Consider the following 16985-nt stretch of genomic DNA (forward strand, 5'->3'; position numbering starts at 1 on the left):
TATATGCAACAACAAGAGCGCTTATCTTATTTAATTGAATATTTATGGCGTGAAGCACATGGTGAAACAACTTTAAATTTACCGGAAGATGAAACATCACGTTGGGAAATGTATAGAGGGCTCGCCAATGTAAGATTACCTCGACCTATTGCTGACACTTATTTAGATGTACAAGATGCATTTTTACAAACGATGAATCGTCAACATGTTACTCATATTGATACATTGTCGCCAATGATTGGTGATGATGTATTTTTATGGCAAGGAGATATCACTCAACTCAAAGTAGATGGGGTAGTGAATGCAGCAAACAGTCAATTATTAGGTTGTTTTGAAGCTAATCATAATTGTATTGATAACATCATTCATACTAAAGCTGGGGTACAGTTACGTTTGGCATGTCATGAAATTATGGAAACACAAGGGAAAAAAGAAGGTATAGGAAAAGCTAAAATAACATCAGCATATAATTTGCCAGCCCAATATGTAATTCATACAGTAGGGCCACAAGTTCGCAAATTACCTGTATCTGATATGAATAAAGATTTGTTGGCACGCGCATATCGAAGTTGTTTAGAAATTGCAAAACATTCGCTAAAAAGTATAGCGTTTTGCTGTATTTCTACAGGTGTGTTTGGCTTTCCACAAGCAGAAGCTGCAAAGATAGCCATTAACACTGTATTGGATTATAAAAAAGAGCATCATATGGATGATATGAAGATTATTTTTAACGTGTTCACTGATACAGATGCACAATTATATAAGGAGGAGCTAAAACGTTATGACTGAAACAACATGGCGTGTTATGTCAACAAATCAAAGTAGTCAATCTGATGTATTAGCACAAGCTATAGATGAAGCAGATGCAGTAGTTGTGGGCATAGGAGCAGGCATGTCTGCATCAGATGGGTTTACGTATATAGGAAAAAGATTCACCCAAAATTTTCCGGATTTTATAGAAAAATATGGATTTTTTGATATGTTACAGGCAAGTCTGCATACATTTGAAAGTTGGCAAGAATACTGGGCATTTCAAAGTAGATTTGTTGCATTGAATTATTTAGATCAGCCAGTAGGTGCATCCTATGTTGCGCTGAAAGAAATACTAAAAAACAAAGCGCATCATATTATTACCACTAATGCAGATAATGCGTTTGCAGTTGCTGGTTATGATTTGGACAAAGTATTTCATATCCAAGGTGAATATATTCTATGGCAGTGTAGTCAACATTGTCATCCACAAACCTATAGAGACGATGAGGCAATCCGTCAAATGATCCAAGAGCAATCAAATATGGAAGTGCCGCGCGAACTTGTACCACATTGTCCCAAATGTGATGCACCTATGGAAATTAATAAGCGAAAAGCACAAGTCGGTATGGTAGAAGATGCAGATTTTGAGGCACAATTATCTCGTTACAATCAGTTTCTTGAAAATCATAAAGAAGGAAAAGTCCTATATTTAGAAATTGGTATTGGTTATACTACACCTCAGTTTGTGAAACATCCTTTTCAACGTATGACAAGACAGAATCCTGATGCATTATTTATGACATTAAATAAAAAAGCATATAGGATACCTCAAAATATACGTGAACGAACAATACATTTAACGGATGATATTTCGACATTAGTTTTAGAAGCAAATAATAAATTAGCAAAGTAGGAGAAAACTATGTATTTAATTGAACCGATTCGAAATGGTGAATATATAACAGACGGTGCAGTTAATACTGCAATGCAAGTCTATGTAAGTCAAAATATTTTTTTAGATGATGATATTTTATTACCTTATTATTGCGATCCAAAAGTAGAAATAGGTCGTTTTCAAAATACAGCAGTAGAGATTAATCAAGATTATATAGATGAACATGGTATACAAGTGATGCGTCGTGAAACTGGAGGTGGCGCAGTTTATGTAGATCGTGGTGCTGTAAATATGTGCTGTCTTTTACAAAATGATAATTCGATATATGGTGATTTTCAAAAGTTTTATGAGCCAGCAATTCAGGCGTTACATAATTTAGGTGCTACTGAAGTCGTTCAAAGTGGGCGTAATGATTTAGAGATTAATGGAAAGAAAATTTCTGGTGCTGCAATGACTTTGATTAATGGACGTATCTATGGTGGTTACTCACTCTTATTAGATGTTGATTACGAAGCAATGATTAAAGTGTTGAAACCGAACCGTAAAAAAATTGAATCTAAAGGTATTAAATCTGTTAGGTCGAGAGTTGGAAGTATTCGTGACAATTTAGCAATTGAATATCAAAATATTACTATACATGAGTTTAAAGACTTAATGATTAAACAATTATTGGGATTAGACGATATCAATGACGTTAAACGTTACGAACTAAGTGAAGCAGACTGGCATGCAATAGATGGAATGGTGGCAAAAAAATACAAGAATTGGGAATGGAACTATGGACGTTCTCCACGTTATGAATATAATAGAGATGCGAAATTAGCTGCAGGCACCATTGATATCACACTAGCCGTTGAACAAGGTCGTATTGTTGCATGTCGTATTTATGGTGATTTTTTCGGACAAGGTGAGATTAATGAAGTTGAACAGCAACTGATTGGTGTTCGAGTTGTTAAAGCAGATTTGCTTGATGCTTTAAGTGAAATTGATATTCCTTACTATTTCGGTAAAACGTCAGCAGAAGAACTCGTTGAATTAATTTTAAGTTAATAGCACGAGTGAACATTTGCTAAGATCAATGTAGTGGTAAATGATTTGTAGACAAGTAGTTATTTCTTGGGAAATAGCGCAAAACCACATAATAAAGTAATATTAACTCAACATTTAAAATTGTCCTGAAACATTCAAATATAATTATATACAGATGATAAAATGAACAAACTGTGACGTATTATGCATTATAAGGCTGAACAGATAAATATGACAGCCTTTATGATCGTAATGGATGATTTGATTTTTGATTCAAAAAAGTTATAGTTATTTCAATATAGACAATAAATTTTTATGATAAAAAAGGGGAAACTTATGAATATAGGTGTAGTTGGAGCCGGAAAAATTGTAAAAGAGGCATTGCCAGTGATGTCAGAGGTACCTGAAATTCATATACAAAGCATAGTGACTACTGGACGTAATCCTGAGAATGTAGCTCAATTGCACAAGCAATTTGATATTAAACAAGTCTATGAAGATTATCAAGCGTTTATAGAAGATGAAAAGATAGATACTGTTTATTTGGCTGTTCCAAATCATCTTCACTTTGAATACGCACGTAAAGCAATAGCGCAAAAGAAGCATGTGATTTGTGAAAAACCATTTACATTAACTGCAGAAGAGCTCATCACACTAAAAGATTTAGCCGAGAAACAAAATGTGATTATAATTGAAGCTATTACAAATTTGTATTTAAGTAATTACGACGTATTAAAGCAAAGCATACCAGAAATTGGGAATTGCAAAATTGCTCAGTTCAACTATTCTCAGTATTCTTCAAGATTTGATGATTTTAAAAATGACATTATTCAACCAGCATTTGACCCGAGTAAGGGCGGAGGCGCATTAATGGATATAAATGTTTACAATATCCATTTAGCAGTAGGCTTATTTGGTAAACCTAATAAAGTGACATACTTTGTAAATATTGAAAAAAATATCGATACTTCTGGTATCTTACAATTAGAATATGAAGATATGAAAGTGGTTTGTATCGGGGCTAAAGACTCTAGTTCTGATAATCAATCTTATATTCAAGGAGACAAAGCTACAATTAATCTTAAAGGTCCTACAAACGAGTTGAATGCATTCGAATTGAAATATCATACTGGTGGTACACAGTATTATCAAGTAAATGCACACAAGCATCGAATGTATGAAGAATTTGTGAAAATCGAAAAAGTAATTCGGGAACAAAATACTATATTTGCAACAAGACAATTAGAACACAGTATTCATGTACTAGATGTCTTAGAGCAAGCATTAACGAGTGCAAATTTAAGCATAGGACCTTCAATTAAATAAAATTTGGATACAGTTGATTTCATAATATTAAAAATAACAGCTAAAAGACAGAAATAAGTCGTCAATACGTCAGTTGATAACTATTTCTGTCTTTTTTTGTAAATAAAAGTCTTGAATTTATATTGTTTAAAATATTAAAATACTATAATATGTATAGTGTAATACTTATTTGTCATTGAAATGTTTTTGTCGTTGAAATGATTAAGGGGAAGGGAGATAATTTAATGAGGGTTTGGAAATTTATAGTGATGCTACTTGTGGCCGCTTTAATGATGTCAGCTTGTAACAGTGGTTCTAACAATGAAAAAGAAACAAATGGAGGAAAAGAAAGTTCAAACAAATCGAATAAGCATACATATAGTGATATTGACTATCCAAAAGACGGTGTGAAAGGTATCTATGTCACACCTAATTCAGCAAATGGTAAAAACTTTGAAGAGCTCATTCAATTTATTAATGAAACAGAATTAAATGCCATGGTAATTGATGTTAAAGATGATGAAGGAAATATAACGATGGACTTTAAAAGTGACAATAAATTAATTAGCAGTAATACAGTGAATCATGTTGATGTAAAAAAAATCATGAAAGCGATGGAAAAAAACAATATTTATCCAATTGCACGTATTGTTACATTTAAAGATTCTAGATTATCTCAAAAAAAACCGGATTGGTCATTTAAAACGTCTGACGGTAATGTTTGGGAAAATGAAGGTGGAGATAGTTTTTCAAATCCTTTTAATGATAAAGTATGGAATTATAATATTGCAGTTGCAAAAGAAGCGGCTAAAGCAGGATTTAAAGAAGTACAATTCGACTATGTTCGATTTCCGGAAGGATTTGAAAATAAGGATAAATCACTACAGTATTCAAATGGAAAATATAAAAATAGTGATTTAAATCATGTTGAGCAACGTGTGGATACGATTACTAATTTTTTAAAAACTGCACGTAAAGATTTGAAATCATACGATGTTCAAACATCTGCTGATGTTTTTGGTTACGCAGCTACTGTTAAAGAAACACCAGGTATTGGGCAAAGTTTCCCTAAAATCGCGAAGAATGTAGATGTCATTTCATCGATGATTTATCCTTCTCATTGGAGTCCAGGTGATTTTGGGTTAGAAGCTCCAGATACAGAACCTTATAAAACAGTGGATCGTTATCTTGATAAGGAAAAAGAAGCACTTAAAGGTATCGATCGTAAAAAAGTTAAATCTCGTCCATGGCTTCAAGACTTTACAGCATCTTATTTAGGAGAAGGACAGTATAAAGTCTATGACAAAACAGAAGTAACTGCACAAGTACAAGCGTTAAAAGATCATGATATAAATGAATTTTTATTATGGGATGCTTCTGCTGATTATACGAAAGGTGCCGATTACAATCCGTCAAAATACACTAATCGGGATGCTCAAAAGCCAGAAAACACAAAAAATAATTAATCATATTAAATGCTAAAATGAAATAAGCCTATAACTGAATTTTACAGAATCTCAGTTATAGGCTTATTATATTAGAATTTATGTGTCATAACTTTTTAAGGAGTTCAATCAATCTGTATATGTTTTTGAATCTCTTGATTAATATGATTATATACATGTAAGAATGGTTTGTTGGCTTGAATTGCGGCGTTTCGTACATCTTCAAATTCTGGTTTTGCCTTAATTATTTTGCCGTTTAACATTGCTGTTTTTACTAAAATCGCTCCATAATTTGTATGAATTGTTTCGAATTGTCTATGGAGTACTTTACGATTAACCGTGTAACTTCTAATACCTAATGTCGATGTATTTTTTAAAACATAGTCTTCGAAAAATTGTGCATTTTCTATCTTACAAATGACTGTGATTTGAGTGGCTGGCCTACTTTTTTTCATAGTGATAGGTGTGAAGTATGCATCTAATGCACCATCTTCTAAAACTTGTTCAAGAAAGTAACTTAGCATTTCAGCAGACATATCATCAATCTGACTCTCTATTACTTGAACTTGAGTTGGTGTATTATCTTTAGTTTTGAATTGAATTGCTCTTAATATGTTTGGAAAATCAAAGTCTTTGGTGCCACATCCATAACCAATCTGCTCTATTGTGACAGAAGGTAAAGGGCCAATTTTAGATGTTAATGCTTTAATGAAAGCTGCTCCAGTTGGTGTCGTTAATTCGCTATTAATATCAAAAGAAGCGAGCGGTATGCCTCTTAAAATTTCTGCCGTTGCAGGTGCAGGAACAGGATACAATCCATGGGCGATATTTACTTTACCTCCACCTGTTGGAATTGGAGAAGCGTGTAATTCATCAATTTTCAAATTTTCTAAAGCAAGGCAGCCACCGATAATATCGATAATGGAATCCATAGCGCCTACTTCATGAAAGTGCACTTCTTCGACGGGCATCCCATGAATTTTAGCTTCTGCATGAGCAATCGTATCAAAGACTTTTTGGCTTCGTACTTTAACTCTTTCAGGTAAATCACTATCCTGTATCATATTTGTAATATCAGCAGCTGTTCTATGATGTGTCGTTTCACTAAAATCAATGTTTAGATGCTTAGCTTGAATACCTTGCTTGTTTTGATTAGAAAAGCGCAGCTTAAAATCATTAAGTGGCAACTTTTGTAAATGAGATTCAATGTAAGCTATATTTGCACCTAAATCTACTAGGGAAGATAGCAACATATCACCTGCAATACCAGCGTGACAATCTAAATATATTGTATTTGTCATATCATTCACTCCATCCCTGAATGTTGTTCCAACATATTGACAATCATAGCAGCATTATAACCACCACCGAAGCCATTATCAATATTAAGTACACTAGAACCAGGTGCACATGAATTAATCATTGATAACAATGTTGTGACACCATTTAGATTCGCACCATAACCAATACTAGTCGGTACGGCATAGACAGGGTGGTCAACTAAGCCAGCAACTACGCTTGCTAACGCACCTTCCATGCCAGCTATTACTACAGATACATTGCAGTTGCGAATATCATCAATATGAGCGAAAAGTCGGTGGATACCAGAGACCCCAACATCGTAAAACCTTTTTACGGATATCCCCATTACTTCTGCTGTTATAGCAGCCTCTTCCGCTACAGGAAGATCAGACGTGCCAGCGCAAATGATGGCAGCTTGACGTTGTGTTTTGGTAATATGCTCTAATGATGTACAAACGATTTGTGCTGTTGCATGATATACCAATTGAGGATATGTTTCACAAATAAAATTGGCTTTTTCATTATTGACACGAGTAATTAATATTGTTTCTTCGTGTAATATTAATGAGTGGATGATTTTCACTAATTGTTGTTCAGTTTTACCTTCGCCAAATATTACTTCTGGAAATCCTTGGCGCTTTCTACGATGCAGGTCAATTTTTGCAAAACCTAATTCATCATATTGATTTAATTCTACTTTAGCCTCAGATATTGATAGTTGATCTGTTTTTACAGCTTGCAATAATGATTCAATGGAATCATATTTATCTGTCATAGTTAAACCACCTTTATATTATAGCGTTAAAATTAAGATTGTATGACCTCATTCATACTACCTGTACGATAGCCTTCTAAGTCAATTGTGACATAGTCAAACCCCAGTTCTTTAAGGCGTAGTGAAATTTGGTTTCTATGTTGAATAATTGGAACAATATCTGTTTCATCAACTTCGATACGCGCAATGTTATCATGATAACGTACTCTAACGTTATTAATATCTAAACTCAAAATGAATTTTTCCGCTTCATTAACTTTATTAACTTTGTTGAAACTAAGTGGTTCACCATATGGAATGCGAGAAGCTAAGCTACAGAGTGCTGGCTTATTCCAAACAGGTAAGCCATTTGATTTACTAAGTTCTCGCACTTCTTCTTTATAAAGTTCAACTTCTTGTAAAATGCTTCTCACACCGTATTCAGATCTCGCTTTAAGACCAGGTCTGAAATCTGAAATATCGTCCATAATCATGCCGTCTAACACATAATTGAATCCAAATGTTTTTCTTAAATCTTCTAGTTTTGCGTATAATAAACATTTGCTGTAATACCAACTGTCGGGTGTGTTTTTAATGATGTGTGGTTCTTTTAATTCTTCGATTTCAGTCTCTACGATATCTGCATTTAACGTGTTACCGAGTTGAATAGCTTGATTAAATTCTTCGTTTCTAAATAATTCTGATTTAACTATCACTGCTTTTACATTATTGATACCTAGTACATCAATTGCTTTTTTTAGGACTAAGCTACTATCAACACCACCTGAAAAAGCAATAACGACTGTTTCCATTTCTTTTAAAATCATTTCAAGTTTAACTTCTTTATCTTGTAATTTAGTCATCATTTAAATTTCCTCCTTGAATATTTTTGGACTCATTGAAAATTATGATTCTACATACGGTATAGTAAGGGGACCTAGTGGCATAACTCCAATACTCATGTCTTTTCCATATTGTTGTTCTAAAGATTTTAATGTTGCTTCAATATTTGAAACAGGATGTAACATAGCATCTTTTGCTTGTTGATCAGTTAATTTGGAATATAAATACACATCTGCAAAAGTCTGAATCACAGCCTGTTTTTGTACTTGCCACTGGTCTAGCATGGCGAAGTTTGGGTCATTAATCATTTTGACAAGTGCTTCTGGGGTGTCTGCCATCTTCAGTATTTCTGCATAATTACCATGATTTGGGAAACCATCGCTGCATTCAGATAACATGATAATACTGCCTCCTTCTTTAACCACTTTATGAGCAGCACTCATTCCCTTGACTGTTTGATATAAATTTTGATCAAGTGGATAACCAGAATTAGATGCGATAACGACATCAAAACGATGGTCACATTTGAACATAGCGTGTTTTTTAGCATAAGCACATCCCAAATCATGTGCTTTATACAGTTCTCCAGCAAAGACTTCTGTAATTTCTTTTTCTTTGTTCAATGTTACATTGAGCATGAAGTCAGGTTTGCACATGGCATTAATTTCTCGAGTCATATCTTGCACTGGATTATCTGTCATATTCCCCCAAGTAGAACGAATATCACCGATCATTTTAGCATTGTGAAATGTCATGATCGTTTCTATACCTGCAATACCAGGCATAATTCCTTTTGGTCCTCCTGAAAATCCAGCAAAGAAATGTGGTTCTATAAAGCCAGTTACAATTTTGAAATCAGAATCTACATAATCTTTGTTTAAGTAAACATCACATCCGTATTTACTATGACCAACTTTTTTTAAAGTTTGTTTATCATTACAATGATTATGTACAATTCTAATGTTGTTTACGATATCTTCACCTAACATTTGTATTAATTCATCTTCGGTTTGATCTCGATGTGTACCAGTGCCGTTGATGATGACAATATTTTCTAAAGGTACATGTGCAAGGGACTCTACAATAAGTGGTACAAGTATATGATTAGGCGTAGGGCGAGTGATGTCACTAATAACGATTGAAACTGTTTGATTGGATTGTACTAAATCTTCAAGCGGATCCGAATCGATAGGATTCTTTAATGCATCGCGTATAGCTTGTACATCATTATCGAGTGCAGGTATAGGTTTTGGCTCTATTAAAACGCTATTTTCAGGTAATTTTATATTAAGGTTTGACTTTCCATATAATATCTCTGTATTCAAGGTCGATCTTCCTCCTTATATGAAGCGCTTTCATAAAAGCGTGTGTTTATTTGCGTATTAGAATGTGTTTTGGCCGAGTGAGCAACATATTCCTTTGTTCCATATATTCCTTTACTTTTTTGATACCTGTCGACCAATATGACTGCTATTGGGCATAATATTGCTGTAGTAATAGCTGAAATTGAAATTTGTGCTGTCGCGATAGGTGCTACTTTCTCAATCATAGCAAACTCACTTTGACTCAGATTACCATTTGCGAGCGCTGTAGAAGCAGCAGCAACTACTGCAGCAGGTGTGGAAACTGCGTTACCTGCTGTAGATGATTCAGAAATTGGTGCAATTACACTCTTTTCTTTAAATATTTTAAAGGCAATGATACCAGTAAATGCGGTACAAATAAAGGTCAATAGTGCTAACGTTAAGCCTCCTGATAATACGGAAAAATTAAAGAATTCAGCTAAATTCATACCAGCACCTAAAGAAAAGGCGAAAAAGGGGATGAGTATGGTTTCACCAGGACGTAAAAATTCTGATATTTTAGGGTCAAGATTTCCTAATATCATACCTATACTTAATGGTAAAAGCACAGAAATAAATGAAATGATTGGAAAGATTGTACCAATAAATCCCAATGAAATCAAAGTTAACAATGGTCCGTCATTAATAGCAAGTATGGACAGGCCACCTACATCTGAACGATTCCCATAAGTACTGGTTAAAGCAGCGTACATACCACTATTGCTATTTGTCATAGCTGCAATTACAGCTATTGTAGACAAACCGAATAATCCACTCCAACGATCAAATATTGAGCCTAATAAGAGTCCTACCGCTAACCCAGAAAAATATTTTGTTGTTGTTAATAGCATACCTTTTTTTAAGGCTTTACCGCCAATTTTTAAATTCATTTGACTTCCTACACAAAAGATAAAAAGTGCAATTAAGACAAGTGCACTATCTTTGAATAGTTCTTGTGAAAATCCCCCGATTTGAAGCATTTCGTAATGACCTTGTTCTGTTTTGGGTGCACCGAGTGACTTAAGTAGGTTCATTATAGGGCTTAAATGTAATTGATCAATGGTGTTTATAGTAGCGCCTAAAAGTAATGGAACTACCATCAATCCTCCAGGGATTTTTTCTATTGTATCTTTAATTCTCATAACTAACATCCCCTTAATATGTTATTGGTTATGGAAAAATGTTTTTACAATATTCTTGGTTGTTTGTTTTATCAATTTTTCCGATTTTGAAAATGTTTCTTCTAATGACATAGGTCCGTTACTTAAACTAAAAGCGCTGAGAATACCACTGTCTTTTAGGTCTTTTGCATCAACTTCTACTGATCCTCCTATAAAAATAACTGGTATATCATATTTTTTGGCACATTGTGCAATACCGATTGGTGCTTTTCCATAAAAAGATTGTTTATCAATTTTTCCTTCTCCAGTAAGAATTAAGTCTGCTTGTTTTAAGTATTTTTCGAATTGTATATATTCCATAACTACCTGAATACCTTCTTTAAAGTAACTTGGGAAAAACGCTTTGAATGCACCCCCTAAACCACCTGCTGCACCAGCACCAGGTAAATCGTGTAGTCTAATGCCTGTGGTATGTTCAACTAGATTAGCCCAATGCGTGAGATTATCATCAAGTTGTTGCATATTTTGTGCAGATGCACCTTTTTGTTTCCCAAAAATAAATGATGCGCCATTAGGTCCTACTAATGGGTTTTGAACATCAGTTGCTATAATAAAATTGCAATGATTTATTCGAGGATCAAAATTTGATAAGTCAATTTGAGCTAAATTTTGTAGTTCGCCACCCCCAAAATTTATTGAATGATTTTGATTATCTTTTAACTCTGCCCCTAAAGCTTGTAACATGCCAGCGCCGGCATCATTTGTAGCTGAACCTCCAATCGCCAGTATGAAATTTTTATATCCTTGATTCAAAGCGTGTAAAATTAATTCACCTGTACCGTACGTTGTTGTAGATAAAGGATTTAATGCATCTTGGGCCAAATGCTTTAATCCTGAAGCTTCTGCCATTTCTATGACACAAGTATGTTTATCTAAAACCCCGTATTGAGCTGTTACTTTGTCTCCAAGAGGTCCGGTTACACTAACCGTAGTAAACGTCCCATTTGTTGCATTTACTAATGCTTCCATTGTGCCCTCACCACCATCACCGATTGGTAAATCATGAATGGTAGATTCAGGGAAAATTTCCAGTATGCTATCTTTCATATACTTTGTTACTTCGCTTGCCTTCATACTTCCCTTAAATGAATCAGGTGCTAATATGATTTCCATTGTGAATTTCTCCTTTTAAGAAAGCGCTTTCTAAAATGTGTTGTTTTAAGTTTAACGATTTTATTATATTGAAAAAAGGGTTAAACGATACAAAAATAATGATTTGAATTTGTATATAAATAACAAGTGGTGAGATGAATGGATATATTGACTGAAGAAATGGCAACGCTAATCGTTAAAGAAACAGCTAAAAGAACCAAAACTAATATTAATATTATGAATTTTAATGGAATAATTATTGCATCCTTCGATAAAAGTCGTATCGGTACGCTTCACGAAGGTGCTATAGAAGTGTTGAAACAAGAAAAAACAGTGGTAATCAACCAGAAAGATAGTTTACATTTTAAAGGTACGCAGGCAGGTATTAACTTACCCATTATTTTCCAAGATAATATCGTTGGTGTTATTGGTATTACAGGCAATCCTAATCAAATAACACATGTAGCAGACTTAGTTAAAATGTCTACAGAATTGTTACTTTATCAAAATTATTTTACGTACGAATTGGAGGGACAAATACGAAGTCAAGAGTTATTTATAGAGGAGTTATTAAAAAGTGAATCATCAACATCCTTTATTCAATATTTAATGAAACAACTTAATATTGATTTATTAACTTATAGAAAATGTATCATTATCGATATCGAAAAACAGATATTTTCTAGAAATAGTATTGTTCGTTCATTAACGAGTAGGATAGATGCTAGTTCATTTACAATTGCATTTACGAATTATAACCGCATCGTTATTCTTGCTACTGCTCATTCGATGCAAGCTTTAGATAATAAAATCAATAATATATACCAAATATTTCAAAATTTAGAGCTGAAAGTCCAAATTGCCTCAAGTCTTATATTTAAAAGATTAAAAGACTTTAGAAATGCATACGAAGAGTGTGAATTGGTGTTTATGTTAGCTGAAAATGGAAAGACCGTGACTTCATTTGAAGATGTGGAAGAAAAAACACTTTTATATCAAATTGATAAAAATATAAGAGAACGATTTAAAAAAAGGATATTATGTAATGTGGATCAGCAGAGTATAGATACACTAAAAGCTTTCTTTCAAAATGATTTAAATATAACGCAAACTTCTAAAAAATTGTACATCCATAGAAATACTTTATTGTATAGGTTAGAAAAATGTGAGAAAGAAACAGGGTTAAATCCTAAAAAGTACTCTGATGCTGTCAAATTACAGATTGCAATATGGTGTTAATAACGAAAACAATCGGAGTGTTTTATAAAAAAGTTTAACAAAAATGATTGGAACAAAATTAAAAATATTTTTAGTAATTAAAGTTAAATGTATCTTTATTTTAATTATGTCATACATTAAAAATTAAAAGTCCTAAGCATATCGTGAAATCGTATTGCTTAGGGCTTTTTTATATGGATTTAATTTAACTGAACAGATTAAAGAAAGTGAACGATAAAAGTAATCGTAAAAATTTGGTTGTTTTTTATAAAGTAATATGACATACTCAATAATAATTAGTATGACATATTAAAAATTTGAGGTGAATCTGTATGACGAAATATATTTATGCATTTGATGAAGGTAACAAAGCTATGAAAGATTTATTGGGAGGTAAAGGGGCTAATTTAGCTGAAATGAAACGTTTAGGGTTAACTGTACCGGATGGTTTCACCCTTACTACTGAAGCGTGTATTGAGTATTTAAAGCAAGGCGCTCATCTTTCAGATGAATTAATTGGACAATTACATGAGCAATTAGAAGCATTTTCTCAACGTACACAAAAATCATTTTCTTCTAAAGAATCACTTTTATTAGTGTCTGTAAGAAGTGGTGCAAAAATTTCCATGCCTGGAATGATGGATACTATTTTAAACTTAGGGCTGAATGATATTAATGTTAAAACTTTAGCAGAAAAGACAAATGATGCACGTTTTGCATATGACTGTTACCGTAGACTGTTACAAATGTTTGGCGAAGTAGTATACGGCATACCGATGACGTCATTTGATACATATTTTAATCAATATAAAGCACAACACGATTATCAAAGTGATGCAGATATCCCAGCTGAAGGTTTAGAAGAAATATGTGATTATTTTAAAGGTGTTTATTTGGAAGAAGTATATAAACCATTCCCACAAGAGCCGATTGTGCAATTAACAGAAGCAATTGAAGCAGTTTTTAAATCATGGGATAATGATCGCGCACGTGTATATCGCCAATTAAATGAAATACCACACGATATTGGCACAGCAGTTAATATCCAAGAGATGGTCTTTGGTAATAGTGGTGCACAAAGTGGTACAGGTGTTGCATTTACGCGTAATCCAGTGACTGGTGAAGCAAAATTATTTGGTGAATACTTGTTAAATGCCCAAGGGGAAGATGTTGTTGCTGGTATTAGAACGCCAAAAGATATCAGTACATTGAAAGCACAAATGCCTCAAGTCCATCAACAATTTATAGAAGTTTCCCAACAATTAGAAAAACACTATAAAGATATGCAAGATATTGAATTTACTATTGAAAACGAGCAATTATATGTTTTACAAACGCGAAGTGGTAAAAGAACTGCTAATGCAGCGATTCATATTGCAGTAGATTTAGTGGAAGAAGGTATAATTTCTAAAAATGAAGCAGTTATGAATGTTGAAGTAAAATCAATTGATCAATTATTGCACCCTAATTTTGATGATAATGCCCTTGAGAAAGCTACAGCTGTTTCGAAAATGGGACTGCCTGCTAGCCCTGGTGCTGCGAGTGGTGAAATCGTATTTTCTGCGGAAACTGCAAAATTGAAAGCAGAGCAGGGGGATAAAGTGATATTGATGAGACCTGAAACTTCGCCTGAAGATATAGAAGGTATGGTCGCAAGTGAAGCAATAGTTACAACACATGGCGGTATGACTTCTCATGCGGCAGTTGTTGCCAGAGGAATGGGTAAATGTTGTGTGACTGGATGTTCAGACGTTGAAATTAATGTTATAGATAAAAAAGTAACTTATCCTAATGGAACATTAAATGAAGGGGACATTATCTCAGTTGATGGTGCTAAAGGTGATATTTATTTAGGTGAAGTTGAAACGATTAAAGCTGAAAGAAGTAAAGCTTTTGAACAATTTATGCAATGGTCAGAAGCAATAGCAAGATTAGATGTACGCATGAATGCCGAAACACCACAAGATATTCAAGCAGGTTACCAATTTGGTGCGAAGGGCATTGGTTTAGTTCGTACCGAGCATATGTTTTTTGGTCCTGAACGTTTAATTGAAATGAGACGTTTCATTTTATCTGATACACAGGATAAAAGAGTTAATGCTTTAAATAAAATTAAGGAATATCAAAAAGAAGATTTTGAAACTATCTTGAAGTTATCTGGCGAACGTCCAACAATTATTCGTTTGCTTGACCCGCCTTTGCATGAATTTTTACCTAAATCAACTGAAGAAAAAAATAGTGTGGCAAGTCAACTCAATGTCACTGTTTCAGAGTTAGAACATTATATTGAAAGTTTAAATGAAGTTAATCCTATGCTAGGGCATCGTGGATGTCGCTTGGCGATTACTTACCCTGAACTTTATATTATGCAAGCAGAAGCTATTATGGAAAGTGCATTGAAACTTAAACAACAGGGCATTCATTGTCAACCTGAGATTATGATTCCGCTTGTATCTACTGTTTCAGAATTTACAACGTTAAAGTCGCAAGTTGTTGAACGCATTGAAGCTTTACAATCTGAAATGGGAGCAAGCGTTCATTACATGATTGGAACGATGATTGAAACGCCAAGAGCATGTTTGATTGCTGGAGATTTAGCACGAGAATGTGACTTCTTTAGTTTTGGGACAAATGATTTAACACAATTAACGTTTGGCTTCTCACGTGATGATGCTGGTAAATTTATTAATGCTTATTCAGAACAAGGTATATTAACGATAGATCCATTCCAAACACTCGATATAGATGGGGTTGGACAATTAATTAAACAAACAACAGAACAAGCAAAAGCGGCAAACCCAACGATAAAAATTGGCGTATGTGGAGAATTAGGCGGTGACCACAAATCAATTCAATTCTTTAATCAACTAGATTTGGATTATGTATCATGTTCTCCATTTAGAGTGCCAGGTGCCTTATTATCAACTGCTCAAAGTGAAGTCGAAGGCGGTAGATTGCGTGTTAAATGATAATGAAAAAAAACAGCTAACGCTATTCGTTGTATCTGACTCTATAGGTGAAACAGCACAGAGAATGATTCATGCGACATTAACACAATTTCCAGATGTCACGCGTATAGAAATTAAAAAATTTCCTTTTATTAAAAATCAAGAAGAACTACTCAATGTACTTTCATTGGCTAAAGCCCGTGGTGCAGTTGTTATAACGACTTTAGTTAATCCAGAATTTAATAAAAAAGGGCTGGCATATGCTCAAGAACAACAAATTCCGTATGTTGACTATATGTCTGATTTAATCAGCATTATTCAAGAACATACGAATTGTTCACCCATTTTAGAAAGTGGTGCTTTGCGTAAGTTAGATGACAACTATTTTAAAAGAATTGAGGCAATGGAATATTCTGTTAAATATGATGATGGTAAACATTTCACGGATATAGGAGAAGCTGACGCTTTAATTTTAGGTGTTTCTCGTACGTCAAAGACGCCTTTAAGTATGTATTTAGCGAATAAAGGTTATAAAATAGCTAATATTCCTTTAGTTCCAGAAGTTGATATCCCAGATGAGGTCTTTAGAAATAAAAATTTAAAAGTATTTGGTCTGACAGCGAGTCCTACTTATATCTTAAATATTCGTACGGAACGCGTGAAAGTTTTAGGTTTACATGGACCTACAGATTATAATAGTGTCGATAGAATTAAAGAAGAGTTGATGTATGCTGAAGAAATATTTGCTAAATTAAATGCTACAGTCATTAATACAGAGTTCAAATCAATTGAAGAGTCAGCATTTTATATTGAAAAGTTTTTATAAGAATGAAAATTATAATTAAGTATGCAATTCAAATGTATTGTTAAAACTTCA

General features: G+C 33.7%; 14 protein-coding genes. 8 read left to right on the plus strand and 6 right to left on the minus strand.

Annotation, left to right across the window (positions count from 1 at the left end):
• The first annotated feature begins 3 nt into the window (after window positions 1–3).
• From NST87_RS01170 to NST87_RS01190, 5 genes are all read left to right on the plus strand, one after another.
• Entirely contained in the window at window positions 4–789 is a 786-nt protein-coding gene (locus NST87_RS01170; RefSeq protein ID WP_340721227.1) for a protein-ADP-ribose hydrolase, read from the plus strand.
• Window positions 782–1666, plus strand: a complete 885-nt coding sequence (locus tag NST87_RS01175; RefSeq protein ID WP_019469139.1) for an SIR2 family NAD-dependent protein deacylase — start codon at window positions 782–784, stop codon at window positions 1664–1666. Before NST87_RS01170 ends, NST87_RS01175 begins: the two co-directional genes overlap by 8 nt.
• Before the next feature lie 9 nt (window positions 1667–1675).
• Window positions 1676–2698, plus strand: coding sequence for a lipoate--protein ligase (locus NST87_RS01180; RefSeq protein WP_019469138.1), 1023 nt, complete (start codon window positions 1676–1678; stop codon window positions 2696–2698).
• Window positions 2699–3013: 315 nt separating this feature from the next.
• On the plus strand, window positions 3014–4003 hold the full coding sequence (locus tag NST87_RS01185; protein ID WP_071562194.1) for a Gfo/Idh/MocA family protein: 990 nt from the start codon (window positions 3014–3016) through the stop codon (window positions 4001–4003).
• 224 nt (window positions 4004–4227) lie between these two features.
• On the plus strand, window positions 4228–5448 hold the full coding sequence (locus NST87_RS01190) for a putative glycoside hydrolase (protein ID WP_071562193.1): 1221 nt from the start codon (window positions 4228–4230) through the stop codon (window positions 5446–5448).
• Window positions 5449–5552: 104 nt separating this feature from the next.
• On the opposite strand, the gene larC is transcribed toward NST87_RS01190, so the two are convergent.
• From larC to NST87_RS01220, 6 genes are read right to left on the minus strand one after another with little or no spacing between them, the layout of a single operon-like run.
• The gene (larC, locus tag NST87_RS01195) at window positions 5553–6728 is read right to left on the minus strand and encodes a nickel pincer cofactor biosynthesis protein LarC (protein WP_040030315.1); all 1176 of its coding nucleotides are present in this window, start codon (window positions 6726–6728) and stop codon (window positions 5553–5555) included.
• A 5-nt stretch (window positions 6729–6733) separates the two neighbouring features.
• Window positions 6734–7504, minus strand: coding sequence for a nickel pincer cofactor biosynthesis protein LarB (larB, locus tag NST87_RS01200; protein ID WP_040030314.1), 771 nt, complete (start codon window positions 7502–7504; stop codon window positions 6734–6736).
• Window positions 7505–7536: 32 nt separating this feature from the next.
• A complete protein-coding gene (larE, locus tag NST87_RS01205) occupies window positions 7537–8346 on the minus strand; it encodes an ATP-dependent sacrificial sulfur transferase LarE (protein WP_040030353.1) in 810 nt (269 codons plus the stop codon).
• Between the two features lie 42 nt (window positions 8347–8388).
• Entirely contained in the window at window positions 8389–9651 is a 1263-nt protein-coding gene (gene larA / locus NST87_RS01210; protein WP_071562191.1) for a nickel-dependent lactate racemase, read from the minus strand.
• A complete protein-coding gene (locus NST87_RS01215; protein WP_019469131.1) occupies window positions 9648–10811 on the minus strand; it encodes a 2-keto-3-deoxygluconate permease in 1164 nt (387 codons plus the stop codon). The genes larA and NST87_RS01215 overlap by 4 nt, the downstream gene beginning before the upstream one ends.
• A 21-nt stretch (window positions 10812–10832) precedes the next feature.
• The gene (locus tag NST87_RS01220) at window positions 10833–11963 is read right to left on the minus strand and encodes a glycerate kinase (protein ID WP_019469130.1); all 1131 of its coding nucleotides are present in this window, start codon (window positions 11961–11963) and stop codon (window positions 10833–10835) included.
• A 138-nt stretch (window positions 11964–12101) separates the two neighbouring features.
• Here NST87_RS01220 and NST87_RS01225 point away from each other — a divergent pair, with 138 nt between their 5' ends.
• The 3 genes from NST87_RS01225 to NST87_RS01235 all read left to right on the plus strand — a co-directional run bounded on the left by NST87_RS01225 (window position 12102) and on the right by NST87_RS01235 (window position 16934).
• Complete coding sequence (locus NST87_RS01225; protein WP_040030311.1) at window positions 12102–13181, plus strand: CdaR family transcriptional regulator; 1080 nt, start codon at window positions 12102–12104, stop codon at window positions 13179–13181.
• Window positions 13182–13492: 311 nt separating this feature from the next.
• On the plus strand, window positions 13493–16129 hold the full coding sequence (gene ppdK, locus NST87_RS01230) for a pyruvate, phosphate dikinase (RefSeq protein WP_040030310.1): 2637 nt from the start codon (window positions 13493–13495) through the stop codon (window positions 16127–16129).
• Window positions 16119–16934, plus strand: a complete 816-nt coding sequence (locus NST87_RS01235) for a pyruvate, water dikinase regulatory protein (RefSeq protein WP_019469127.1) — start codon at window positions 16119–16121, stop codon at window positions 16932–16934. The genes ppdK and NST87_RS01235 overlap by 11 nt, the downstream gene beginning before the upstream one ends.
• The last annotated feature ends 51 nt before the right edge of the window (window positions 16935–16985 follow it).

The organism is Staphylococcus sp. FSL W8-0271, from assembly GCF_038006605.1.
Classification (GTDB): domain Bacteria; phylum Bacillota; class Bacilli; order Staphylococcales; family Staphylococcaceae; genus Staphylococcus; species Staphylococcus cohnii.